The 24,961-nt window shown below is 64.5% G+C and carries 19 protein-coding genes; 13 read left to right on the top strand and 6 right to left on the bottom strand.

The annotated features are described in order from the left end of the window. Positions 1-2: 2 nt before the first annotated feature. Positions 3-1,904 (top strand): protein kinase, encoded by a 1,902-nt coding sequence (locus CXY80_RS10630; protein WP_158251634.1) that lies wholly within the window; start codon positions 3-5, stop codon positions 1,902-1,904. 28 nt (positions 1,905-1,932) lie between these two features. Here the strand turns inward: CXY80_RS10630 and CXY80_RS10625 are convergent, their stop codons facing one another. The 3 genes from CXY80_RS10625 to CXY80_RS10615 all read right to left on the bottom strand — a co-directional run bounded on the left by CXY80_RS10625 (position 1,933) and on the right by CXY80_RS10615 (position 6,434). Beyond that, entirely contained in the window at positions 1,933-3,411 is a 1,479-nt protein-coding gene (locus CXY80_RS10625) for a 2-oxo acid dehydrogenase subunit E2 (protein ID WP_104132558.1), read from the bottom strand. Positions 3,412-3,471: 60 nt separating this feature from the next. After that, positions 3,472-4,845, bottom strand: a complete 1,374-nt coding sequence (gene lpdA / locus CXY80_RS10620) for a dihydrolipoyl dehydrogenase (RefSeq protein ID WP_104132500.1) — start codon at positions 4,843-4,845, stop codon at positions 3,472-3,474. 101 nt (positions 4,846-4,946) lie between these two features. Beyond that, the gene (locus tag CXY80_RS10615) at positions 4,947-6,434 is read right to left on the bottom strand and encodes a leucyl aminopeptidase (protein WP_104132499.1); all 1,488 of its coding nucleotides are present in this window, start codon (positions 6,432-6,434) and stop codon (positions 4,947-4,949) included. Between the two features lie 123 nt (positions 6,435-6,557). Here CXY80_RS10615 and CXY80_RS10610 point away from each other — a divergent pair, with 123 nt between their 5' ends. From CXY80_RS10610 to CXY80_RS10590, 5 genes are all read left to right on the top strand, one after another. Beyond that, positions 6,558-7,481: a proteasome assembly chaperone family protein gene (locus tag CXY80_RS10610; RefSeq protein ID WP_092448635.1), complete on the top strand. Its 924-nt coding sequence runs from the start codon at positions 6,558-6,560 to the stop codon at positions 7,479-7,481. A gap of 62 nt (positions 7,482-7,543) precedes the next feature. Beyond that, positions 7,544-8,878, top strand: a complete 1,335-nt coding sequence (locus CXY80_RS10605; RefSeq protein WP_092448634.1) for a nitrate/nitrite transporter — start codon at positions 7,544-7,546, stop codon at positions 8,876-8,878. 194 nt (positions 8,879-9,072) lie between these two features. Beyond that, on the top strand, positions 9,073-10,350 hold the full coding sequence (locus CXY80_RS10600) for an RNA polymerase sigma factor (RefSeq protein ID WP_092448633.1): 1,278 nt from the start codon (positions 9,073-9,075) through the stop codon (positions 10,348-10,350). 44 nt (positions 10,351-10,394) lie between these two features. Then, a complete protein-coding gene (locus tag CXY80_RS10595) occupies positions 10,395-11,675 on the top strand; it encodes a MurT ligase domain-containing protein (protein WP_104132498.1) in 1,281 nt (426 codons plus the stop codon). Next, on the top strand, positions 11,676-12,437 hold the full coding sequence (locus CXY80_RS10590) for a type 1 glutamine amidotransferase (protein ID WP_092448631.1): 762 nt from the start codon (positions 11,676-11,678) through the stop codon (positions 12,435-12,437). A gap of 109 nt (positions 12,438-12,546) precedes the next feature. Here the strand turns inward: CXY80_RS10590 and CXY80_RS10585 are convergent, their stop codons facing one another. After that, a complete protein-coding gene (locus CXY80_RS10585; protein WP_166787589.1) occupies positions 12,547-12,798 on the bottom strand; it encodes a hypothetical protein in 252 nt (83 codons plus the stop codon). A gap of 193 nt (positions 12,799-12,991) precedes the next feature. Here CXY80_RS10585 and CXY80_RS10580 point away from each other — a divergent pair, with 193 nt between their 5' ends. Next, a complete protein-coding gene (locus CXY80_RS10580; RefSeq protein WP_104132497.1) occupies positions 12,992-15,070 on the top strand; it encodes a type IIA DNA topoisomerase subunit B in 2,079 nt (692 codons plus the stop codon). 183 nt (positions 15,071-15,253) lie between these two features. Here CXY80_RS10580 and CXY80_RS10575 read toward each other — a convergent pair whose 3' ends face one another. Continuing rightward, positions 15,254-17,743, bottom strand: coding sequence for a DNA topoisomerase (ATP-hydrolyzing) subunit A (locus tag CXY80_RS10575; protein WP_104132496.1), 2,490 nt, complete (start codon positions 17,741-17,743; stop codon positions 15,254-15,256). Positions 17,744-17,865: 122 nt separating this feature from the next. Between CXY80_RS10575 and CXY80_RS10570 the strand changes: the two genes are divergently transcribed. Then, complete coding sequence (locus tag CXY80_RS10570) at positions 17,866-19,011, top strand: alkaline phosphatase family protein (protein WP_233195256.1); 1,146 nt, start codon at positions 17,866-17,868, stop codon at positions 19,009-19,011. A gap of 39 nt (positions 19,012-19,050) precedes the next feature. Here CXY80_RS10570 and CXY80_RS10565 read toward each other — a convergent pair whose 3' ends face one another. Continuing rightward, entirely contained in the window at positions 19,051-19,644 is a 594-nt protein-coding gene (locus CXY80_RS10565) for a DUF3043 domain-containing protein (RefSeq protein ID WP_104132495.1), read from the bottom strand. A gap of 38 nt (positions 19,645-19,682) precedes the next feature. Here CXY80_RS10565 and CXY80_RS10560 point away from each other — a divergent pair, with 38 nt between their 5' ends. The 5 genes from CXY80_RS10560 to CXY80_RS10540 all read left to right on the top strand — a co-directional run bounded on the left by CXY80_RS10560 (position 19,683) and on the right by CXY80_RS10540 (position 24,949). Next, positions 19,683-21,131: a dipeptidase gene (locus CXY80_RS10560; protein WP_104132494.1), complete on the top strand. Its 1,449-nt coding sequence runs from the start codon at positions 19,683-19,685 to the stop codon at positions 21,129-21,131. 142 nt (positions 21,132-21,273) lie between these two features. Then, entirely contained in the window at positions 21,274-21,645 is a 372-nt protein-coding gene (gene erpA, locus CXY80_RS10555) for an iron-sulfur cluster insertion protein ErpA (protein WP_369828681.1), read from the top strand. A 256-nt stretch (positions 21,646-21,901) separates the two neighbouring features. Continuing rightward, on the top strand, positions 21,902-22,792 hold the full coding sequence (gene coxB / locus CXY80_RS10550) for a cytochrome c oxidase subunit II (protein WP_104132492.1): 891 nt from the start codon (positions 21,902-21,904) through the stop codon (positions 22,790-22,792). 3 nt (positions 22,793-22,795) lie between these two features. Then, positions 22,796-24,526: a cytochrome c oxidase subunit I gene (gene ctaD / locus CXY80_RS10545; RefSeq protein WP_104132491.1), complete on the top strand. Its 1,731-nt coding sequence runs from the start codon at positions 22,796-22,798 to the stop codon at positions 24,524-24,526. Continuing rightward, positions 24,527-24,949: a cytochrome c oxidase subunit 4 gene (locus CXY80_RS10540; RefSeq protein ID WP_092448623.1), complete on the top strand. Its 423-nt coding sequence runs from the start codon at positions 24,527-24,529 to the stop codon at positions 24,947-24,949. Positions 24,950-24,961 lie beyond the last annotated feature (12 nt).

Here is a 24,961-nt window from a genome sequence, read left to right as displayed (position 1 = left end):
TCGTGAAACGACGCAGCGCAGCGCCCCCGGCTCCGGTCGATGACCCGATCCAATTCAGAGACCCGATCCAATTCAGAGACCCGATCCGACTTGGTGACCCGATTCGCTTCGGTCCTCGGCCGCAGCTGGAGGTCGACGGAAATCGCGCGCCGGGGTCGGCAGCGCTGCAGAGCGAATGCGTCGTTGCCGGCTACCGACTGATTCGGCTGCTTGGCACGGGGGACCGCGCTGCAATCTATCTCGGACATTCCGGCAGCGGCGCCATGGTCGCCCTCAAGATATTCCGTGCCGACACCGAGTCGGCGAGCATCGAGAGCGACATCGCCGTCCTCACCTCGGCAGCAGCGCCGGGGCTGGTCCGGCTGCTCGATGTCGCGCAGCTCGGTGATGGTCGAATCTGCCTGATCTTGGAACGGCTCGCCGGCGGGTCGTTGGCCCGCTATTTGATCGAACATCCCGTGCTGTCGCCGGGCGAAGCGGTGACCCTCCTCGCCCCCGTCGTGGTGGCCCTCAACGCGCTGCATTCGGCCGAGTTCGCACACGGCAGCCTCAGCCAGGCCACCGTACTGCTCGACGCGACCGGCCGCTCCGTGCTGACCGGATTCGGTGCGATCCGCCAATTCAGCGACGCCCTACGAGAGCGGATGCCGCTCCTCCGCGCCGATTACACCCGGCTGGCGACCATCGGGCGGTGCGTCTGTGCTGGGCTCGCCGAGACTGACGCGCGCAGCCACGGCGGGGCAGAATTGATCCGGCGGTTCCACGAGGCGGTGGATCCGAGCGACGGTGCGGGTCGGTACGGTGCTGGTCAAACCAGTGTTGGGCCGTACGATGTTGGCCGGTACGGCGCAGAACCTGGAGCGTTCCTCGCACTGAAACCGACGGAATCGATCCTGGTGGATCTGGAACGCGCCCTGTTCGACTGGGCCGACGCGGAACCGCTGCGGGGCTTTCGACTCGTCACCGAACCGGATCCCGACAGCGCCGGGTCGGCTGACCCGTCGATCGGTGGCCAGGAGGTTGCGGAGCCCGCTCGGCGAATCGGAAACCTGCAGATCCGAGGCACGTTCAGCGAACGCGGCCACGCCACCGAACGGACTGCGCCGGGCCCGTACGCCCCGGAACACGACGACCCCGTTCTGCACGACCCCGACCCGTATCCTTCTGCTGTCAATGCGGGCCTGAGACCGCCCTCCCGGGCCCTCGGTAACCTGGTGGCGAGGGTCGCCGGGTTACGGCATCTCCTCAGCTGGCTGCTCAGCCGGCTGCTCAACAGCCTGGTTGATGCACGTCCGGTCGCGGCACTCGGGCATGGCCTGCGTAAACGACTTCACGGTCGTCGAAGGCCTATCCTGGTGGCGGGATTGGTCGGTGTCAGCGTGCTCGTGTTGGCACTGACGTTGTTTCCGCTCTCCGGTCATTCCGGGCGCCCCGGTCCCGCGGCCGACGCGGTGGCGGCCGGACCGCCCGCAACGTCCGCGACACCGGATAATAGCGACCATTCTTCAGACCACAGCCAGGCTGGTGGTGCCGTCTCCGACCTTGAAACGCCGGACGCGGCTGCGATTGCGGGGGACGATCCGATTGCGGCCGTGGTGGCGCTGCTCGCCGGCCGGGCCGCTTGCCTCGCTGCGGCGTCCCTCGTCTGCCTGGTGGGCGTCGACCAGACCGGGTCGGCCGTGCTCGCTCTGGACAGCTACGACGCGCGTCAGCGGCAACAGGGCGGGTCAGGACCGCAACTGCCGGACTACGTGGGCCACCTGCCGACCCTCGCGGAACGAACCGGCAACCTGGCCGTTGTCGCACTCGTCCCGGGCGCCGGGAACGAAAAAGGCCAGCCAGCCTCGGTCCTAGTGGTCAAGGGCGAGGGCGGCTGGCGTCTTCGTGAGATTTTCGACTACTGATTTGCTCAGCGTCGGCAGAACCTGGAGCTCAGATGCCGAGGTTGCCCTCGAACGCTCCAGCTTCCAGACGTGCCTTCATCGTGGTGAGGAAGCGGGCAGCATCCGCTCCGTCGATGATGCGGTGATCATAAGACAGGGCGAGGTACACACTCGAACGAATCGCGATCGCGTCGAGGCCGTCGGTCGTGACGACGAGTGGCTTCTTGTACACGATGCCGGTGCCCAGGATGGCGCTCTGCGGCAGGAACACCACGGGAGTGTCGAACAGGGCCCCGCGCGAACCGGTGTTGGTCAGCGTGAACGTTCCGCCGCTGAGCTCGTCGGGCTTGAGCTTGTTGTCCCGGGTGCGGGCAGCGAGGTCCGCGATCTGGGCGGCAAAGCCGGCCAGATCGAGTTCGCCGGCGTTGCGCACGACTGGAGTCAGCAAGCCACGTTCTGTATCGACCGCGATGCTGATGTTTTCCTGGGCCGGGTAGACAATCGTGTCGCCCTCGATCGTGGCGTTCACGATCGGGATGGCACGAAGCGCCTCGGCTGCGGCCAGGGCGAAGAACGGCAGGAACGAGAGCTTGTTGCCGGTTTTCTCGGCGAACGCACCCTTGACCCGGTCGCGCAGCATGGCCACCCGGGTGACATCCACCTCGACCACGGTCGTGAGCTGAGCGGATGACTGCATCGAGATGACAGCACGCTCGGCGACGACCTTGCGCAGGCGTGACATCGGCTGGGTAGTTCCGCGCAGCGGTGAGACCTCCACGACCGGGGCGGCCGCGGCCGGCCGCGCTGACGAAGCCTGCACGATGTCTTCCTTGCGGATTCGTCCGCCCACCCCGGTGCCGCTTATGGTCGACAGGTCGACACCGGCCTCGTTGGCGAGCTTGCGCACGATCGGGGTGACGTACCCGCTGGTCCCGGCGTGCGAACCGCGAGCGACCGGGGCGTCCACAACCGCAGCGGGTGCTGCGGCAACGGGGGCGGGTGCTGCGGCAACGGGGGCGGGTGCTGCGGCAACGGGGGCGGGTGCTGCAACCGGAGCCGGAGCGACAACCGGAGCGGGAGCGGCAACCGGTGCGGGCGATGCGACCGGTGCGGGCGATGCGACCGGTGCGGGTGCGGCAACCGGTGCGGCTGCCGCAACCGGTGCGGGCGCTGCGACCGGCTCGGGGGCGGCAACAGGAGCTGCAACCGGCTCCGGTGCTGCAACCGGCTCTGCCACGGGGGCTGCGGTTGCCTCGACCGGTGCCTCGGCTGCCGGAGCGGCAGCGCCGGACCCGTCGCCGATCGTCACGAGGGGTGTTCCGACCTCGACGGTCTCGTCTTCCTGCACCAGGATGGCCTCAATAATGCCGGCGACCGGGGACGGAATTTCCGTGTCCACCTTGTCGGTCGATACCTCGAGCAACGGCTCGTCGACCTCCACGCGGTCGCCCACGTTCTTGAGCCAGCGGGTGACCGTGCCCTCTGTAACACTCTCTCCGAGTGCCGGGAGGCTGACGGATTCGCTCATGCGCATGTCTCCTTCAAAACCGTTTGATTGTCTAAAAATGGGATAAGAATGGGATTCCGACTACATCGCGTGAAGCGGTTTGCCGGCGAGAGCCAGGAAGGCCTCACCCATCGCTTCATTCTGCGTCGGGTGGGCGTGCAGGAACGGAGCAATGTCCTCCGGGTACGCTTCCCAGTTCACAACGAGCTGGCCTTCGCCGATGAGTTCGCCGACGCGGGCACCGATCATGTGGATGCCCACGATGGGGCCGTCCTTGACTCGAACGAGCTTGACCGACCCGGCGGTACCGAGAATCGAGCTCTTGCCGTTTCCGCCGAGGTTGTACTCGTAGGTCGAAATCTGGTCGGCACCGAACTTGTCGGCAGCCTTCGCTTCGCTGTAGCCGACGGATGCAACCTCGGGGTCGCAGTAGGTGACCTTGGGAATGTTGATGTCTTCGACGATGATCGGATTCAGTCCGGCGATTTCTTCGGCGACGAAGATGCCCTGCTGGAAACCGCGGTGGGCCAGCTGCAGGCCAGGAACGATGTCGCCGACGGCGTAGACGCCGGGAATATTCGTGGCGAGACGCTCATCGGTGATAACGAAGCCACGATCCATGGTGACGCCGACCTCGTCGAAGCCGAGTCCGGCCGTGACCGGGCCGCGGCCGACAGCGACGAGCAGAAGGTCGGCCTCAACCGTTGCCCCGTTTTCCAGGGTGACGACGACGCCGGAGTCGCTCTGCGTGACACTCTGAAAGCGGATGCCGAGGGAGTACTCGATGCCGCGCTTGCGGAATGCACGTTCCAGCTGCTTGGAGATGGACTCTTCCTCGTTCGGAACGAGGTGCGGGAGCGCTTCGATGATCGTGACGTCGGCGCCGAAGGACCTCCAGACGCTCGCGAACTCGGCACCGATGACGCCGCCGCCGAGCACGGCGACCTTTTTGGGCACGTAGTCCAGGGCGAGCGCGGTCTCGCTCGTGATGACGCGGCCGCCGATCTCGAGGCCGGGCAGCGAACGGGCGTAGGAGCCGGTCGCGAGGATGACGTTCTTGCCGACGATCGTGTCCTCACCGACCTGAACGGTCGTGGGGGAGACCAGGTGGCCTTCACCTTCGATCACGGTGATGCCGCGAGCCTTGACCAGGCCTTGGAGGCCCTTGTACTTGCTCGCGACGATGCCCTCGCGGAACGCGGTGACCGCTGCCATGTCAATGCCCTCAAACGCGGTCTTGACACCGTATTTGGCCGACTCGCGGCTGACATCGGCGACCTCAGCCGAGTGCAGGAGAGCCTTGGTCGGAATGCAGCCGACGTGCAAGCAGGTGCCGCCGAGTTTGCCCTTCTCGATCAGACCAACGGTGAATCCCAGCTGCACGGCGCGCAGCGCTGCTGCGTATCCACCGCTTCCGCCACCGAGAACGACAATGTCAAAATTCTGATCCGACACTCAGCTACTCCCTCGCGCTTAACGCTTTGTCACGACGGCCGATTAAATTGTGCTGATCGGCCACGTGGTTTGACAAGCTTTTTCTTGCCCCTACGACTGTACTACGGGCGTGAAAAGTCCTCGGCCAGTCGGAGCAGGGCCCGGACGGATACCCCGGTCGGTCCGGCCGCGGTGAACCCCCACCCCGCACCCGAGTTCTGCGCAGGCCCGGCGATGTCGAGATGAGCCCAGGGGATCGTCGTTCCGCTAACATCCGTTCCGATGAATTCCCGCAGAAACACGCCGGCCAGCAGCATGCCGCCGGTGGTGCTGCCGATCTTGGCGTTGGCGATGTCAGCCACATCGGAGTTGAGGGTGGCGCGCAGCTCATCGGGGAACGGCATCGGCCAGGCTGCCTCACCGACGGCAGCGCTGGCAGCGAGAACCCGCTGCACCAGGGCATCATCGCCCATGGTTCCGAAATACCGGGTGCCGAGAGCGACGACGGCTGCTCCGGTGAGGGTGGCGACGTCGATGATCGCGTCTGGCTGTTCTTCGGCAGCGGCGACCAGACCGTCGGCGAGTACGAGGCGACCCTCGGCATCGGTGTTGAGAACCTCGACGGTGCGTCCGCCGCGCATGCGCAGCACATCGTTGGGTCGGATGGCCGAACCGGAGGGCATGTTCTCGGCGACGCACATCCAAGCCGTGATGCGCACCGGCAGTTCCCGCCGCGCCGCGGCCAGCACAACGGCGAGCACGGTGGCCGCACCGGTCATGTCGTATTTCATGCCGACCATGGATGCCGGCGGCTTGAGCGAGAGTCCGCCGGTGTCAAAGGTGATGCCCTTGCCCACAAGGGCGAGATGCTTGTCGGCTCCGGCCGGTGTGTAACTGAGCTTGACCAGGCGCGGCGGGCGAGTGGACCCAGCACCGACGCCGGCGATACCGCCGAAGCCGTCGGCCGCGAGCTGCTGCTCGTCCCAGACCGTCACATCGATCGGCAGACCGGTGGCGGCCTCAACCGCTGCGTCGGCGAGCGAGGCGGGGTAGAGGTCGAGGGGGGGCATGTTCACGAGGTCCTTCACCAGGCGGATCGCCTCGGCGCTCGCGCTGGCCCGCGCAATGGCGTTGGGTGCCGCGACCCCGGTGTGCACGACCACACTCGACGCCGGCAGCTTGGCCGCGGCGAGCGAGCTCTGTCGGTACGCGGTGTAGGAGTAGCCGCCGAGAGCTGCGCCCTCGAGAACGGCCTCGACCTGATCGGCATCGGTCAACGAGATGGCGAAGGCGACGGCACCGACGCCGGTCAGCTGACGAACCGCGGAACCGGCAGCGTGCCGTAACGCATCGGTATCGACGGTACGTCCGAGTCCAACGATCGCGATCGCGCGCGGCGAACCGTCATCAGTGACCAGCCGCACGACCTCATCGCGGGCGCCGGTCACGCCGAGCAACGGAAGCTGGGCCGTGATCGCGGCCATCAGCGTGTCGCTTCCGGTTTCGATGAGGCGCACACCGTCATCCGTTTGTTGGGCAGCGACGATGAGAATCGCGGCGGGAGAGTCGACGGCGGACTTGGTGGACAGGGACAGGGTGGGAACGGTCATACTTCGATGGTAGCCACCGGGTGCAGGATCGCCGGTGGCCGGCAGCCCCAGCGCGCGAGGTGTTCGCTCTCGGCACTCCGTCAGAAGCCACCCAAAAACGGCAGTGCGGATTAGAGTTAAGGAATGTTAGACCCTGCTGAGCTGTACGAACTGACCTCTGACGCCGATGGCGTTCCAGAGGGATTACACCTGGTCGCGGGGCTGACCGGCTTCGCGGATGCCGGTGGTGCGGTCGCGCAATTCACTGACTATCTCCTCACCACCCTCGAGCACACCGTTGTCGCGTCGTTCGACACCGACGCTCTGCTGGATTACCGAGCGCGACGCCCGATCATCTACTTCGATCAAGACCACCTGACCAATTATCAGCCGCCGTCACTGCGCCTGTATCTGGCTCGTGACGAAATCGGGCAGCCGTTCCTGTTCCTGGCCGGGTTCGAGCCCGACTTTCGCTGGGAACAATTCACGGCCGCCGTGATGCAGCTGGTGGAACGGTTCACCGTTACCTCGACCACCTGGGTACACGCCATCCCGATGCCGGTTCCGCACACCCGTCCGATCGGCGTCACGGTGAGCGGCAATCGCTCCGACCTGATCGAGAATCGGTCGGTGTGGCGGCCGCACACGCAGGTCGCGGCCAACGTGCTGCACCTGCTTGAATTTCGGCTGCAGGAGCGCGGTGCCGGGGCGGTCGGCTACGTTCTGCTGGTGCCTCACTACCTGGGCGACGCCGAGTTTCCCGCCGCAGCACTGAGCGCGTTGGAGAGCACGAGCGCGTCGACCGGGTTGATCTTCCCCACCGATCGTCTGCGCGAAGCCAACCGTGAATTCGTCGCCCGCATCGACGACCAGGTTCGGGATAACCCCGAACTGGCCAAGCTCGTTGGCACCCTGGAGCAGCGCTATGACGCCTACATGGAGGGCAGCACATTACGGTCGCCGCTGACCGATGAAGACGGCGAACTGCCCTCGGCCGACGAAATCGCCGCCGAGCTGGAAAATTTCCTGGCGCTGCGTCGCAGCCGCGACGACGGCCCGTCTGCTTAACAACAAGTGCCGGCGGGGCGTTCCGAAACCGGGGCAGGCGCAAGCGCGGTAAGTTGGGACAAGTGAACTCCCGGCGATCTACCCTGATCTTTGTCATCGGATCGTTCGCGTATTTGTCCGCCGTGTTGCAGCGCACCTCGATGGGCATTGCGGGAGTGGCGGCCACCGAGCGTTTCGGCGGCTCGGCTGCCGTGCTCTCGAGCCTCGCCGTTGTGCAACTCCTGGTCTATGCCGCGGCACAGATCCCGGTGGGCGTTCTGATTGATCGTTTTGGGCCTCGGGTGCTCATGATCACCGGCACGGCACTCATGGTGATCGGGCAGATCACCCTCGCGCTCGCACCGGACATCACCCTTGCCGTCGTAGGGCGTATTCTCGTGGGCGCGGGCGATGCGACCATCTTCATCTCCATGATTCGCCTGATCAGCTCGTGGTTCAGCGGACGCATCGTTCCGCTGCTGTCCCAATGGATGGGCAATATCGGCCAGCTCGGCCAGGTTCTATCCGCGGTCCCCCTGGCCTGGCTGCTGCACACGAGCGGATGGGTGCCGGCTTTTCTCTCGGCCGCCTCCGTCGCCGTCATCGCCCTGATCGTGGTCGTCATCTTTGTGCGGGACCGCCCCAGCGACCTGACCGAGCAGGTCAGGACGAACAGCCTGGCCATCGCGCTGACCCAGCTGCGGCACAGTTTCAAACGTCCAGGCACCCAGCTCGGGTTCTGGTCGCACTATGTGACGCAGTCCGCCGGCACCGTGTTCAGCCTGCTTTGGGGCTATCCGTTCATGGTTTTCGGCCTCGGCTACGAACCGGCCTTCGCTGCCGCCATGCTGACAGTGCTGGTCGGGGCCGGGCTCGTGTTCGGGCCGATTCTCGGCCTGCTGACGGCACGTCATCCCCTGCGCCGCAGCAATATCGTGCTGGGAATAGTCGCGGGCATAGCCGCCGCCTGGGCGCTCGTTCTACTCTGGCCGGGTATTCCACCACTCTGGACTATTGTGCTTTTGCTCGTGGTACTCGGCATCGGCGGACCGGGTTCGCTCATCGGCTTTGATTTTGCCCGCACCTTCAACCCGCAACGCAGTCTCGGTTCGGCAAACGGTGTGGTCAACGTCGGCGGGTTTACCGCGAGTTTCGTCACGATGTATCTGGTGGGGCTGCTGCTCGACCTGCAAAACGGATGGAAGGTCGCCGGGGGAGCGGCCAGCGACCTGTACGCCCTCGATGCATTCCGGGTGGCGTTCTCGGTGCAATACCTCGTGGTCGGCATCGGAGTCGTATTTCTGCTGCACGCCCGCCGCCGCACCCGTCGCCAGCTCTCCCGCGATGAGGGAATAGAGGTGGCGCCCATCTGGGTTGCACTATCACGCACCTGGAAACGACGTAACGGAGAATCCTAGTGCGTGGCGTGGCTTGTCGTCCAGACAAACCGTGCAATAATTGTCCAAGGACCCGTTCTGGTCCGGGGCATCTCCACACCGTGTGGTACTTACAGTGTTGGTTTGGGCATCCCTGGGCTTGACATGGGTCCAAGTTCTGCCCAAAAACGCATCTGGCGCCGTCACCGGTCGCACAGAAGCAGGTAAGACTCCGCATGAGAGGTGCTCCAATGGCAACCACCGTAAAGACCGAGGCGACCGACGAGGCGCCCACGACGACGGTCAAGAAGACCGTCACCAAGGCTCCAGCAGCCAAGGCCGCCGCGACGAAGAAGTCCGCGGCCACCGCAGCTGGCGTCGACAAGCCTGCTCCCAAGAAGCGCGTCACCAAGGCCAAGGTCGTCAAGAAAGACGAAGAAGCCGACGTCGACAGCGCGCCGGACGGCGAGGAATACGACTCAGACGACGAAGGCACCAAGCGCCCGGCCTCGGCCGAGCCATTGCCGAGCGGCGCCCTCGTGCTGTCGCTGGTTGACGACGACGATGAGGTTCCGGTCTACTCGAGTGCCATCACCGGCGCGACGGCCGACCCGGTCAAGGACTATCTCAAGCAAATCGGTAAGGTCGCCCTGCTGAACGCTGCCGAGGAGGTCGAACTGGCCATGCGCATCGAGGCCGGCCTGTTCGCTGAGGACAAGCTGTCGGTCATGACCGATGTCGAGAAGAAAAACGCGCTCGGCCGCGAGTTGCAGTGGGTCGCCAAGGACGGCGCCCGCGCCAAGAGCCACCTGCTCGGTGCCAACCTCCGCCTCGTTGTCTCGCTGGCTAAGCGCTACACCGGTCGCGGAATGCAGTTTCTCGATCTGATCCAGGAGGGCAACCTCGGGCTCATCCGCGCCGTCGAGAAGTTCGACTACACCAAGGGCTTCAAGTTCAGCACCTACGCCACTTGGTGGATTCGTCAGGCGATCACCCGCGCCATGGCCGACCAGGCCCGCACCATCCGCATTCCGGTGCACATGGTCGAGGTCATCAACAAGCTCGCCCGGGTGCAGCGGCAGATGCTGCAAGACCTCGGCCGTGAACCCACGCCCGAAGAACTCAGCCGCGAACTCGACATGACGCCGGAAAAGGTCGTCGAGGTACAGAAATACGGTCGCGAGCCGATCTCCTTGCACACCCCGCTCGGTGAAGATGGCGACAGCGAGTTCGGCGACCTCATCGAAGACACCGAGGCCGTTGTACCAGCGGATGCGGTCGGTTTCACGATGCTGCAGAAGCAGCTCGAGAGCCTGCTCGATTCGCTCTCCGAGCGCGAAGCCGGCGTCATTCGAATGCGCTTCGGCCTCGGCGACGGCATGCCCAAGACACTGGACCAGATCGGCGACACCTTCGGTGTCACGCGTGAACGCATCCGTCAGATCGAGTCCAAGACGATGGCCAAGCTGCGCCACCCGTCCCGGTCGCAGTCCCTACGCGACTACCTCGAGTAAAGAGTGGCGTTGACACGGCGGTCCCGGATCGTGACTTTGCTCTCGTGAAGTCGGTGAAGTACGCTCCGGCGATTCTGATTGGTCGAGCGGTTCGGGTTCTAGCCCGCTGGCGCAAACCGGGTGGTGGCTCGGCCATCCCCGGCGTCGTCGTCAACCGCATCGCGCCTCGTTTTTTGGCCGACACCCTCAACGGCTTTCCGCTCGGTTTGGTCATCGTGACCGGTTCGAGCGGCAAGTCGACGACGACCAAGATGCTCGTGGCCATTCTGCGGGCGCACGGCCTGACCGTGTTCACCAACCAGTCGACGGCCAATATCAGCCAGGGTTTGACCAGCGCACTGCTTGAACGGGTCACTCTGACCGGGCGCATCGCCGGTGACGTTGCCGTTCTTGAAATGGACGAAGGGCACGGTGCCTTGATCGCCGGGTCGCTGAGCCCGCGCGTTGTCGCCCTTACCAACGTCATGGTCGACCAAATCGACCGGTTCCACGACTCAGAGATGGTCGCGGCCCTGCTCGGCAAGATCGCTGCCCGCGCCACTGAAACCGTGGTTCTCAATGCCGACGACCGCTACCTCGCCGACGTCGGCTCCAGGCTCGAACCGAGCATACGGGTGTCCAGCTACGGCGTCACCGCCTACGTTCTCACGCTGCACCCCCGTGGCCTGGGCTACGCCGACACCGCCGAATCGCGTCTGCCCGCTGGAAGGGGACTCCAACTGACCGGAATGGCGGGGCGAACTGCCGAAGTGGAATTCCCTTCCAACGGCGGCAGCCACAGCATTGCACTGCCGGCCCGCGGCATCCATTACGCCGTTGATGCTCTGACCGCGCTCGGCGCCGCCGAGGCCACGCTGGGGGAGACTTTCAACCCTGCCACCGCCTGTGCCGCACTCTCGGCTATGCCGGCCGTCTTCGGTCGCGGCGAAGTCGTCACCGTCGGCGGTAAAACGATCGAATTCGTGCTCGTGCAAAACCCGTCGAGCTTTCAGCTCAACGTGGACAGCCTCGAGGCCGGCACGGAGCAGATCATCGTGATCATCGGCTCCGATGTGCGGGATCCCTCCTATTTCTGGCCGGTCGATACCTCGGGGCTTGGCCACGTGCTGATCGCCTCCGGACTGAAGGCGCACGACATCGCCCTGCAGCTGGCCTACGACGGCGTGGCGGTCGATCGCATCGAACCCGACGTCCCGACCGCGCTCGATGCCTTCCTGGCACTGCCGGATCCCGTGTCCGGGGTGAAAACGATCATCTTCTCGGCTGACGGCATGCGGCGCACCCGCGCCCACCTCGGCCTCGTCTCCAACGTTGAGGAATCGTAAATGACCGCCACGTCGATTGAGCGCCCCTTCACGGTGGTCTCGCTGCTGCCTCGTCTCCTCGACACCAACGGCGATGCCGGCAACGCTCGCGTGTTCGCCCAGCGCGCCCGGTGGAGCGGCCGCGAAGCGCGAGTCGTCGACGTGCATACCCGGGCCGATCTGCCCGAACACGTCGACGCGGTGTCGATCGGATCGGGAACGGATGCTGCGCTGCTGCCTGCGAGGGATGCCCTGCGCACCGTGCTGGAAGACCTGCGAGTCTGGTCGAATTCCGGCGTGCCCATTCTGGCCGTCGGCACCGGCTGGGAGCTGATCAGCTGGGGGATAGACCTCGCTGGCGGAAGCGTAATCGAGGGACTCGGACTGGTCGCGGGCCACGCCGTTCCCCGCACGAAACGCGCCACCGACGACATCATCGTGTCGTCAAAGTTTGGGCGGCTGATCGGGTTCGAGAACCACGCCCGCGACTATGTCGGCGCTGAGGCGAGCCCGCTGGGCCGGGTGCTCCATGGCACAGGCAATGCGGATGCTCCGGCGAGCGGACCGCAGATCGAGGGCCTGACCATGGGTGAGGTGTTCTGCACCCACCTGCACGGTCCCGTTCTGGCCAGAAACCCCGGGCTGGCCGATCACCTGCTCAAGGCGGCATTCCGTCGCCGCGGTCTCGTCTATTCCCGCGGCGCTGTGGCCGAGTCCGTCGATGAGACGGCGCGCACCGCGCGCAACCAAGTTGCGTTGCGGCTCGGGCAGCCGACCGAATAGCAGCCGGCCGGGCGTTAATGAGGAAACCGCACCCGAGACTGGCCTGAGCCAGCCGCGCGTGCGGTATCCGTTCTTTCGTCAGCTCGAGCCGAACGAGATTATTGACCAGCTAGGAACGCTGGTCTTCGAGCAGACGACTTGACTCGTCGTGCCAGCTCTCGGCAATGCTCGCGAGCTTCTCCTGGTGCTTGCGGCCGTGGTGAGCACAGAACAGCAACTCACTGTTCTTCACGACGACGCGAATGTAGGCCTGGGCACCACAGGCATCGCAGCGGTCGGCTGCGGTGAGCTGGTGGGGGGCGCCCTGCTTGTTCTCAGCACCGTTGTCTACAGCACCATTTTCGGTGGCGATCTGGGACATATTCTCCTCCTCCAGACTTTATTGCTTGAACCCTTTGACTAATGTAAACACGGCCTGGCTGGGTTTACGCGGTGATTGGGTGGTATTTCGCTCACCGCGTAGCCATGTTGCTCAGTTGTGACCCACGCGAGACACGAGGGGCGGCAGGCGATGCGCGAAGGCACCCCGGTTGGCCCCGGTATTCTTGGTTGTTGTGAGTTCTGACTATTCTGCGCGCCACCTATCCGTCCTCGAAGGACTGGAGGCAGTGCGCAAACGCCCCGGCATGTACATCGGCTCGACCGACTCTCGCGGTCTGATGCACTGCCTGTGGGAGATCATCGACAACTCGGTTGACGAGGCCCTCGGTGGCCACGGCGCGAGCATCAATATCGAGCTGCACCCCGATAAGAGCGTCGAGGTGCGCGACACGGCCCGCGGTATCCCGGTCGATATCGAACCCAAGACCGGCCTGACCGGTGTCGAGGTCGTCTTTACCAAACTGCATGCCGGCGGCAAGTTCGGCAGCGGATCCTATGCCGCGTCCGGCGGATTGCACGGGGTCGGAGCATCCGTCGTCAACGCCCTGTCCGAACGTCTCGATGTCGAGGTCGACCGGGACGGCAAGACCTGGGCCATGTCCTTCCACCGCGGAGAGCCCGGCCTGTTCGCCGACACGGGGGAGAAAAGTCCGGACGCCCCGTTCACTCCGTTTGAGAACCAGAGCGAGCTGCGGGTGATCGGCAAGGTCAAGCGCGGCGTCACGGGCACCCGCATCCGCTATTGGGCCGACCGGCAGATTTTCACCAAAGGTGCAGCCTTTCAGACCGACGAGGTGCTGAACCGGGCCCGGCAGACGGCGTTCCTGGTTCCGGGCCTGGCGATCGAGGTCGCCGACCGGCGCACCGACGAGCAGGTGGTCAGCCTGTTCCAGTTCGATGGCGGGATCAGCGAATTCGTCGAGCATCTTGCGACGGATGCCCCGATCACCGACACCTGGCGGCTGACCGGCAGCGGCACCTTCAGCGAAACCGTACCGGTGCTCACCGACAAGGGCGCCATGGTGCCCACCGAACTCGTGCGCGACTGCGAGGTGGATATCGCCCTGCGCTGGGGGACCGGCTACGACACGATAGTGCAGAGTTTCGTGAACATCATCGCCACGCCGAAGGGAGGCACGCACCAGGCCGGCTTCGACGCTGGGCTGCTTAAATTTCTGCGCGGTCAGCTGGAGCTGAATGCCCGTCGGCTCAAGGTCGGCAGCGACAAGCTCGACAAGGACGACGTGATGGCCGGCCTCACCGCCGTGCTCACCGTGCGCCTGCCCGAACCGCAGTTCGAGGGCCAGACGAAAGAGGTGCTCGGCACGCCGGCCGTGCGGGCGATCGTTGCCAGCGTTGTCGCCAAGGCCATGGCGGAGCGCTATGCCTCGGCAAAACGTGACGACAAAACGCAGTCGGCGCTGTTGCTCGACAAGATCGTCGCCGAAATGAAGTCGCGCATCTCCGCCAGAGCGCACAAGGAAACCCAGCGGCGTAAGAACGCCCTGGAGAGTTCCTCCCTGCCGGCCAAGCTGGTCGATTGCCGCAGCAACGACGTGTCCACGAGTGAGCTGTTCATCGTCGAGGGCGACTCAGCGCTCGGCACCGCCAAGCTCGCGCGCGACAGTGAGCATCAGGCGCTGCTGCCGATCCGCGGCAAGATTCTGAACGTGCAGAAGGCATCCGTTTCGGACATGCTCTCCAACACCGAGTGTGCGTCGATCATCCAGGTGATCGGTGCCGGCTCCGGGCGTAGCTTCGACCTGTCGGCGGCGCGCTACGGCAAAGTCATCATCATGAGCGACGCCGATGTCGACGGCGCCCATATTCGTACCCTGCTGCTCACCCTGTTCTTTCGCTACATGCGCCCGATGATCACCGAGGGCCGCGTGTTCGCTGCGGTGCCGCCGCTGCACCGGGTGGTCGTGATGAACCCGGGCAGCAAGCCCAACGAGACCATCTATACCTATTCCGAAACCGAGTTGCACGCGGTGTTGACGGCGCTCGAGAAGAAGAATCGCCGCTACCAAGACCCGATCCAGCGCTACAAGGGCCTCGGCGAAATGGATGCCGACCAGCTCGCGACAACGACCATGGAACGCGCCCACCGCACCCTGCGCCGGGTGCGCGTCGACGATGCCGAGGCGGCCGGCAAGGTGTTCGAACTGCTCATGGGGAACGATGTGGCCCCGCGCAAGGAGTTCATCATCGACAGCTCCGACAAGCTCTCCCGCGATCGCATCGACGTCTAGGCGGACACCCGCTTTGGCTCGGAGCCCAGTCCATGGACGCGCACCGGGGGCTCATTCAGGAGGTCTCTTCCGGTCGCCGAAAAACTACCGTGTGTTTTTGGGCCCGGAGAGTGGCGGCGATTCGTTCTTCCTTAACTCGCAACGAATCGGGCCGGATCCGCTCCACGGCTACGCCCGTCGAGCCTATATTTCGGAGCCAATGGCTCCTATGATGGCGTCAAGCATGACCCCGGATGCGTCTCGGCGGGATCCGGACTCGGGGAGGGCACGGGGAGTACCCTCCGGACCGACGGCCCGCGCCGGCGCTGGCCCGACCCAGGCGACGGCGAGCGTATCTTCGCCCTTCAGGAAACGCTGGGCACGCACACCTCCGGTGGCTCGCCCCTTGGCCGGGTACTCAGAGAAGTCGCTCAGCTTGGCGCTGCCGGGATCGGTCCCCGGCAGGGTCTGACTGCTCGCCGCGACCGTCGCGACGATCGCCGTGGGGACGTCATCGGTCGACAGGCTCGTGAAGAAGACGACCGTCTCACCCGGCGTCAGCTTGATACCGGCCATGCCGCCAGCTGCCCGGCCCTGTGGACGCACACCGGAGGCGGTGAAGCGCAAGAGTTGGGCGTCGGAGGTGATGAAGACGAGGTCGTCGTCCTCGCCGCCCTGGACCGCGCCGACCACTTCGTCCTTCGGTTTAAGCGCGACGATCTCGAAGTCGGGCTTGTTGGCCCAGTCCCCGGGAGTGACGCGCTTCACGACACCCTGGCGGGTGGCGAGTGCAATCGCCCGATCGGAGTCGAGGGAGACGATGCCGAGTACGTGTTCCTTCTTATCGGACAGCACGAGGTACTCGCTGATTCGCACCCCGGCGGCGAGTTGAATCGACGTCGGCGGCATCACGGGCAGATCAACTGGGGAGAAGCGGATGAGGCGACCCCGGTTGGTCACCGCGCCTACCTCGGTGCGGCTCGTCGTGTCCAGCGTGGAGAGCACGGCGTCGTGCTTGCTACGTCGCTGGGGCGGCTGGATTCGCTGCGGAAGTGAATCGTCGACCGCGACCAGGTCGACCCGGGCGATGCGACCGGTCGCGCTCAGGAAAATGCGGGTAGCGATGTCCTGCACCTCGAGCACGGCCGCCTGGCGTTTGGCGGCGGCGACCGAGAGGCCGGCGATGCTCGGCTTGGCCTCGGTCAATACCGTGCGGCGCGGGGTGCCAAATTTTTCGGCGACGGCACCGAGCTCTTCGGAGACCAGGGTGCGGATGGCGGCCTTGGAGGACAGCAGCTTTTCCAGCTTGGCGATCTCGGCGACCAACTGGTCGCGTTCGGCTTCGAGTTCGATGCGGGAGAATTTGGTGAGGCGACGCAGCCGAAGTTCCAGAATGTACTCGGCCTGGATCTGGCTCAGGTCGAACACGTCGATGAGTTTGGCGCGCGCCTGCTCGGTGTCGTCGCTCGCGCGAATCACCTGGATGACCTCGTCAATGTCGAGAATGGCCACGAGCAGGCCGAGCACGAGGTGCAGGCGTTCCTTGCGGCGGGCCAGCCGGTAGGCGGAGCGGCGGGTGACGACCTCGATGCGGTGATTGACGTAGACGTGCAGCAATTCGAGCAGGCCGAGGGTCTGCGGGGCTCCGTTGACGAGGGCGACTGCGTTGATATTGAACGAGTCTTCGAGCGGGGTGTAGCGGTAGAGCTGCTCGAGCACGGCGTCGGGGCTGAACCCGGTCTTGATACCGATGACGAGACGAAGCCCCTTGGTGCGGTCGGTCAGGTCGGTGACGTCGGAGATGCCGCTGAGCTTCTTCGAGTTGACGCCGTCCTTGATCTTCTCGATCACCTTTTCCGGGCCGACCAGATAGGGGAGTTCGGTCACGACGAGCCCGGTCTTACGAGCGCTGATCGACTCGACCGAGACGCGCGCCCGGGTCTTGAAGCTGCCACGGCCGGTGCTGTAGGCATCCTTGATGCCAGCCAGACCGACTATCGTGCCGCCGGTGGGCAGGTCGGGCCCCGGCACGAACTCCATGACGTCGTCCAGGGTCGCGTTCGGGTGCGCGAGCAAATGCCGGGCCGCTCCGACGACCTCGATCAGATTGTGCGGTGCCATGTTGGTCGCCATGCCGACGGCGATGCCGCTCGTGCCGTTGACCAGCAGGTTGGGGTAAGCAGCCGGCAACACATCGGGCTGGGTCAGCTGGTTGTCGTAGTTGGGTACGAAGTCGACGACGTCTTCGTCGAGGTTCTCGGTCATGGCGAGGGCCGGGGCCGCCAGACGGGCTTCGGTGTAGCGGGGTGCAGCCGGTCCGTCGTCGAGAGAACCGAAGTTGCCGTGTCCGTCGATCAGCGGCACCCGAAGCGAGAATGACTGGGCCATGCGCACGAGGGCGTCATAGATGGCGGTGTCGCCGTGCGGGTGCAGCTTGCCCATCACCTCACCGACAACACGGGCACTCTTCACGTGCCCCTTGTCGGGGCGCAATCCCATTTCGTTCATCTGGTACAGGATGCGTCGCTGCACCGGCTTGAGACCGTCCCTGGCGTCGGGTAGGGCGCGCGAGTAGATCACCGAATAGGCGTATTCGAGGAAAGACCCCTGCATCTCGACCGAGACATCGACGTCCTCGATGCGTTCGGTGCTGGCTGTGCTGGTGTCGGGTGTGGTGCTGTCTGAGCGGCTCATTCGCGAATTCTGCTTCAAGCGTGCGGCGGCGACCGAGCGATCCGGTCGTGCTGCACTACGTCTGGGGCGCTCTCGGGAGCGCTGGAGGGCGCGGGTTCGTCCCTGTGAAAGAATAGAACCCGATGCCCACCATGCTACCGGCCCGCCAATTCAGTGCCCTGCGCCTGGCCGATGTTCTCACCAGTTCTCTCGATGCCGTCTGTGCCAGACCGAATTCGCTCGGATTGCCCGCGGTGCGCAAAGCGGTCGTGATTCTGGCGGACGGCCTCGGCGTCAGCTCGATCCGGGCTCGGGCCGGGCACGCCCGTTTTCTGGCTTCCCGCCTCAATAAATCCAGCATTATCGACGGGGTCTTCCCGGCAACGACCGTGGCGGGGATAGCGACTTTGACCACCGGGGTGGAACCGGGCCAGCACGGTCTGGTCGGCTACCAGGTGCTCGATGCGGCTCGCGACCGGGTCGTCAACCAGTTGACCGGCTGGGACGCGGGTATGCAGCCCGCGACCTGGCAGCGGGCCCGGACCGTTTTCGACCGGGCCGCCGACGACAACGTTCCCAGCTTCGCCGTCGGCCCGAAAAAGTTTTTGGACTCGGGCTTCACCCAGGCGGTATTGCGCGGGGCTCAGTACGTGTCCGCCGAGAAGGTGGCCGATCGTTTTACCGCTGCGCGCAGGATCCTGAATGAGAACCCCACCGCCCTGATCTACCTGTACGTCGCTGAACTTGACGTTGTCGCCCACGCGCACGGCTGGGAATCGGACCGCTGGCTGGCCGTGCTCGAGAACCTCGACTCGGAGGTGACCCGGTTCGCGGCGACTCTGCGCTCCGATGAGGGGCTGCTTCTCACCGCAGACCACGGCGTGATCGACGTGCCGAGCACCAAACACGTTCTGTTGGACACCGAGCCGGCACTCGTCGCCGGGGTTCGCCACGTGGCGGGGGACCCGCGCTGCGTGCAGCTCTACCTCGAACCGAAGCAATCCGCGGTCGACGCTGACTCACTCGCGGATGCCTGGCGGCAGTCGCAGGGGGATCGCGCCTGGGTCTATACTCGCGCTGAGGCGGTGGCGGCCGGCCTCTACGGGCGCGTCGCCGACGAGGTGCTGCCGCGCATTGGCGATGTGCTCATTGCCGCCCGCAAGGGCATCGCCTACTACGATTCCCGGCCGGCGAACCAGAAGGCGCGCAACATGATCGGGCAGCACGGTTCCCTCACCGATGAGGAAGTGCGCGTGCCGCTGATTCGTGCTGGTGCCTTCGAACGATAGCGAAGACACTCCGGCGCCCCGCGTGGGGCGCCGGAGCGGTCAGACCGGGTACTGACGGCGCTTGACCTGCGGCTTGGGCAAACGCATCGGCCGCAGCTGCAGCGCGCGCATGGCTGCATACCAGCGGATGCGCTCGGCCTTGTCCTCGCCGAATTTGGCCTCGATCTTCTTGGTGAGAATGAAGCCGAGTGCGACGCAGTCGATAACGGCGAGGATGAAGAATGCCCAGAGCGCGAAGATCGCGTAGACGTCAATGCTCGGAATCGTCGTGAGCAGAATCACCAGGAACATGATCGGGATCATCAGTTCGCCGACGTTGAACCGCGCGTCGACGTAGTCGCGGGCGTAGCGCTTCTGCGGACCGCGTTCGCGCAGCGGCAGATATTTGTCGACTCCGGCAGCCATGCCGGCCCGAGCGACATCCCGAGCTGCTGTGGATTTGGCGCGCGCCTGCTTGGCGGCGAGCTTGCGGTCGTCCGGCACCAGCGGGCGCTTGTTGGCCGCTTCCTGCTTCTTGCGGGTGGGGGTCGCCTGACCCTTGCCGGTAGTGGGCGCGAGACCGAGGCGCGCTGCGGTCTCGTCTGCGCTTTCAATCGACGGCTGGGCGTCGGGGTTTACGGGAGTCTTAGCCACATCAAATCCTTGCAATTGGGTGCTTTAAGATTACCCGTATGACTGGTAACCTACAGACAAATTCCCCAACCACGGGCTCCGCCGCACACTCGGAAGCGGATTCGGGGGCGCAAAACGCCCTCCGCACCGCCGTCGAGCAGGGGCTCCCCACCACGATCGCCGACCTGTGCGCGTTGGTGCGCATCCCGTCGGTATCCTGGGCCGCTTTCGACCGTGCCCACGTCGCCGCCAGCGCCGACGCCGTAGTCGCTCTCGTGCGCTACCTCGACGTGTTCGAGTCCGTCGACATCGTGCAGGCAGGTATACCGGGCGGGACCGAAGTCGGCCAGCCCGCCATTCTCGCCTCTCGTCCGGCGCGCAACGGCCGGCCGACCGTGCTCCTCTACGCTCACCACGACGTTCAGCCTCCCGGCAAGGACGAAGACTGGGAGTCCGACCCGTTCACCCCAACCGTCCGCGGCGACCGGCTTTACGGGCGCGGTGCCGCCGACGACAAGGCCGGGGTGATGGCGCACATCGCCTCCATTCGAGCTCTCGTCGCCGCTGTCGGCCGCGACTTCGATCTGGGGCTCGCGCTGTTCATCGAGGGCGAAGAAGAGTTCGGCAGCCGCTCGTTCGCCACGTTCCTGGACGAGAACCGCGAGGCCCTGCGCGGCGATGTTATCGTCGTGGCCGATTCCAACAACTGGGACGTGAACACGCCCGCCATCACGACTGCACTACGCGGAAACGTCACCCTGCGGTTGACCGTGCGCACGCTCGAGCATGCTTCGCACTCCGGCATGTTCGGCGGAGCAATCCCGGACGCCATGCTGGCCATGATCAAACTGCTCGCGACGCTGTACGGCGATGACGGTTCGGTTGCCGTCGCCGGACTGACCAGCATCGACGTGCCCACCCCCGACTACTCCGAGGAGCAGCTGCGCGCCGAGACCGGGCTTTTGCCCGGCGTCAGCCCGATCGGACACGGTTCCATTCTCAGTCGAATCTGGTCGCAGCCGGCTCTCACCGTCACCGGCATCGACGCCCCGAGCGTCGACAACGCGTCGAACACGCTCACACCGAGCGTCAGCGTTCGAATCAGCACGCGCATCGCCCCCGGGCAGTCCTCAGTCGAGGCCGCGGTCGCCATCGAAACGCACCTGCGTGAGCACGCCCCCTTCGGCGCGTCAGTCGAGATCGACGATATCGACACCGGCGAACCCTTCCTGGTCGACACCAGCGGCTGGGCCGTGACCGAAGCGCGAACGGCCATGACGGATGCCTGGGGCACGCCGCCGGTGGACATTGGCGTCGGCGGTTCGATACCGTTCATCGCCGACTTGGTGCGCGTTTTTCCGGCCGCCCAGATTCTCGTGACTGGCGTGGAAGACCCCGACTCCCGCGCACACAGCCCGAATGAATCCCTGCACCTGGGAGTTTTCAAACGGGCCGTACTGAGTGAAGCCTTCCTGCTCGGTCGCCTGAATGAGCGCACCGGGCATTGACCTCGAGAACCTCGCTCAGGGAAATATGAGAGCGTGGGAATGCCCAGGTCGACTTTCTGGTTGTCCCGGATAGCATTGTCAAGACCAAAACCTGCGTGCGAAGCAGTCACTGCGCGAACCAAGGAGAAGCATGACCGACACCATGACCCCGACTATCAGCTCCGCTGACATAGCGACGCATAGCGCCGCGCACGGCATCGCCCTCACCGAGGTCGCGGCACTCAAGGTGCGCAGCCTGCTGACCCAGGAAGGCCGCGAAGACCTCCGTCTGCGCGTCGCCGTGCAGCCCGGCGGATGCTCCGGCCTGATCTACCAGCTGTACTTCGACGAGCGGGTTCTCGAAGGCGATGCCGTCGTCGACTTCGACGGTGTCGAGGTCGTCGTGGACAAGATGAGCGTCCCGTACCTCGATGGCGCCTCGATCAACTTTGAAGACACGATCGAGAAGCAGGGGTTCACCATTGACAACCCGAACGCCGGCGGCAGCTGCGCCTGCGGCGATTCCTTCAGCTAAGCATCCGCTTTAGAAAACCTGCAGGGCAGGAACATTATCACCCGATAATGTTCCTGCTTTTTTTGCTTCCAGCCCGTCATTCCCCCGCCGTTTTCCCGTGGTCTCGCCTAATTTAGCCAGCCATCAGCGGTGGCGCTGCAGAAAACCTCGCCGCCACGACCCGAGGGTGCACGTCGGGCACGTTCTCGCGGAGTAGGCTGGGATGGATCAAAACACTTCCTGAGAAGTGTCCTCGAATCTCCCGAAAGGTCCCCCGGTGCGCAATAATCACCGCCTTCGTTGGGCTGCTATTCCGCTCGCAGCGACGTTAGCCGTTGTACTGGCCGGATGCACGCAGGCCCAGCTCCACGGCTTCCTGCCCGGCTTTATTGAAGAGGGTGAAGCGCCGGTCAGCAATCAGACCGATCGCATCGCCGGACTGTGGACCACGGGGTGGATCGTTCTCCTCGTCGTCGGCCTCATCACCTGGGGGCTGATCATCTGGACACTCGTGGTCTACCGCCGCAGGAAGGGCCAGACCGGACTCCCGGTTCAGCTTCGCTACAACATGCCGATCGAGATTTTCTACACGGTCGTGCCGCTCATCTTGGTCGTCGGATTCTTCGCATTCACGGTTCGCGACCAGATCGCCATTGAGACGCGATTCGAGACCCCCGACGTCAAGATCGAGGTGCAGGCCAAGCAGTGGGCTTGGGACTTCAACTATGTCGACGAAGACGTCTATTCACCGGGCATTCAGGGCCAGCCGGATCCCGACGGTGAACGCGGTTCACTCATCGAGTCCGAACTTCCCGTCCTGGTTCTGCCCGTCGACCAGAAGGTTGAAATCGCTCTCGAATCTCGCGATGTCATCCACTCCTTCTGGGTCATCGATTTCCTGTACAAGAAGGACGTCGTTCCCGGCAAGACCAACTACATGTCGGTCATCCCCGAACGCATCGGTACCTTCAAGGGCAAGTGTGCCGAGCTGTGCGGCGAGTACCACTCGCTCATGCTCTTCAACGTCGAGGTCGTCTCTCAGGAGGACTACGACACCTACATCCAGACTCTGCGTTCCGCGGGCAACGTCGGCCAGCTCGACAACAATTACGACCGCAATCAGAATCAGCCGGGCACGAGTGCCCCGACGGCTCCGGAGGGCAACTAAACCATGAGCACGACCATCGCACCAGTCGAGTCACGTCCGGCACTGCCGGTCTCTCCGTCTGCGGAGCCCAAGGGAAATATCCTCGTTCGGTTGATCACCTCCACCGACCACAAAGTCATCGGGTACATGTACCTGATCACGTCGTTCATCTACTTCTGCCTCGGCGGCGTCATGGCACTCATCATTCGCGCCCAGCTGTTCGCCCCCGGACTCGACGTCGTGCAGACGAAGGAGCAGTACAACCAGCTGTTCACGATGCACGGCACAATCATGTTGCTGATGTTCGCGACACCGCTGTTCTTCGGATTCGCCAACTTCCTCGTTCCGCTGCAGATCGGCGCTCCCGACGTTGCGTTCCCGCGCCTCAACGCGCTCGCGTACTGGTTCTTCAACTTCGGCAGCCTCATCGCCGTTGCCGGGTTCCTGACCCCGCAGGGTGCTGCGTCCTTCGGATGGTTCGCCTACCAGCCGCTCGCCAGCACGACATTCTCACCGGGAATCGGCGGCAACCTGTGGATGGTCGGGCTGGGCCTGTCGGGCTTCGGTACCATTCTCGGCTCGGTCAACTTCATCACCACAATTATCACCATGCGCGCCCCTGGAATGACGATGTGGCGGATGCCCGTCTTCACCTGGAACACGCTCATCACGGCCCTGCTTGCCTTGATGGTGTTCCCGGTGCTTGCCGCAGCCATGCTCGCTGCCGCATCCGACCGGATCTTCGGCTCGCACATCTACGACTCGGCAAACGGTGGTGCCATACTCTGGCAACACTTGTTCTGGTTCTTTGGACACCCCGAGGTGTACATTATCGCCCTGCCGTTCTTCGGCATCGTGTCCGAAGTCTTTCCGGTGTTCAGCCGCAAGCCGATGTTCGGGTACAAGACGCTGATCTACGCGACCATCTCCATCGCCGCGCTGTCCATCTCGGTCTGGGCGCACCACATGTACGTCACCGGCTCGGTGCTGCTACCGTTCTTCTCGCTCATGACCATGCTCATCGCGGTCCCCACCGGGGTGAAAATCTTCAACTGGATCGGCACCATGTGGCGAGGGTCGCTGACCTTCGAGACGCCCATGATCTGGGCCATCGGCTTTCTCGTCACGTTCACCTTCGGTGGTCTCACCGGCGTGATTCTGGCCTCGCCGCCGCTCGACTTCCACGTATCCGACACCTACTTCGTCGTCGCCCACTTCCACTACGTGGTCTTCGGTACCGTCGTATTCGCCATGTTCAGCGGGTTCTACTTCTGGTGGCCCAAGTGGACCGGCAAGATGCTCAACGAGAGTCTCGGCAAGTGGCACTTCTGGTTGCTGTTCATCGGCTTCCACACCACATTCCTGATCCAGCACTGGCTCGGAGTTATGGGAATGCCGCGTCGGTACGCCACCTACTCGCCAGAGGATGGTTTCACCTGGATGAACCAGGTATCAACCATTGGCGCCATGATCCTCGCCGTGTCCATGATCCCGTTCTTCCTGAACGTGTACATCACGGCCCGCAAGGCGCCCCTGGTCACGGTCAACGACCCGTGGGGCTACGGCTCCTCGCTCGAGTGGGCTACGTCCTGCCCGCCGCCGCGACACAACTTCACCTCCATTCCCCGCATTCGGTCCGAACGCCCGGCCTTCGACCTCAACCACCCCGAAGCTGGCATCCCCGTCGGAATCGGACCCGGCAAGGATGCGCCCGATGCGCCCGTCTACGACATCGACTCGAATCAGGTGAAATAAGTGAAGACCAACGTCAACCTGCTCTGGGTGCTCACCGTCTTCTTCGGAATCGTCACGGTTGTGTACGTCGTCTGGGGCCTGCTCGATCCCTTCCACGGCCAGATTGAGTGGGCCGGAACGTTCATGCTTGGCCTGTCCACGCTGCTCACGGCCTTCGTCGCCTTCTACCTGGACAAGGTGCACGCCGCTCAGGGTGCGGAGCTTCCCGAGGACCGTCTCGATGGGAACGTCGACGACGGGGATCCCGAGATGGGCTTCTTCAGCCCGTGGAGCTGGTGGCCGATCTTCTTGGCCGCCGCCACGGCGCTCGTCTTCCTCGGTCTCGCGGTGGGTTTCTGGGTCTCCTTCATTGGACTCGGCCTGGGTCTGGTCTCCCTGACGGGATGGGTGTACGAGTACTACCGCGGCCTGTTCGCCCGCTAAGCACACAACACC

Origin of the sequence: Cryobacterium sp. M91, from assembly GCF_002929615.1 — a bacterium.
GTDB classification, from domain to species: Bacteria; Actinomycetota; Actinomycetes; order Actinomycetales; family Microbacteriaceae; genus Cryobacterium; species Cryobacterium levicorallinum.
This window is presented reverse-complemented; position numbering and strand designations above follow the sequence as displayed.

Coding starts and splice junctions, on each gene's coding strand:
- CXY80_RS10625 (WP_104132558.1), bottom strand. CDS start 3,411: ATGAGCGAATCCGTCAGCCTCCCGGCACTCGGAGAGAGTGTTACAGAG.
- CXY80_RS10615 (WP_104132499.1), bottom strand. CDS start 6,434: ATGACCGTTCCCACCCTGTCCCTGTCCACCAAGTCCGCCGTCGACTCT.
- CXY80_RS10610 (WP_092448635.1), top strand. CDS start 6,558: ATGTTAGACCCTGCTGAGCTGTACGAACTGACCTCTGACGCCGATGGC.
- CXY80_RS10600 (WP_092448633.1), top strand. CDS start 9,073: ATGAGAGGTGCTCCAATGGCAACCACCGTAAAGACCGAGGCGACCGAC.
- CXY80_RS10590 (WP_092448631.1), top strand. CDS start 11,676: ATGACCGCCACGTCGATTGAGCGCCCCTTCACGGTGGTCTCGCTGCTG.
- CXY80_RS10585 (WP_166787589.1), bottom strand. CDS start 12,798: ATGTCCCAGATCGCCACCGAAAATGGTGCTGTAGACAACGGTGCTGAG.
- CXY80_RS10575 (WP_104132496.1), bottom strand. CDS start 17,743: ATGAGCCGCTCAGACAGCACCACACCCGACACCAGCACAGCCAGCACC.
- CXY80_RS10570 (WP_233195256.1), top strand. CDS start 17,866: ATGCCCACCATGCTACCGGCCCGCCAATTCAGTGCCCTGCGCCTGGCC.
- CXY80_RS10560 (WP_104132494.1), top strand. CDS start 19,683: ATGACTGGTAACCTACAGACAAATTCCCCAACCACGGGCTCCGCCGCA.
- erpA (WP_369828681.1), top strand. CDS start 21,274: ATGACCCCGACTATCAGCTCCGCTGACATAGCGACGCATAGCGCCGCG.
- ctaD (WP_104132491.1), top strand. CDS start 22,796: ATGAGCACGACCATCGCACCAGTCGAGTCACGTCCGGCACTGCCGGTC.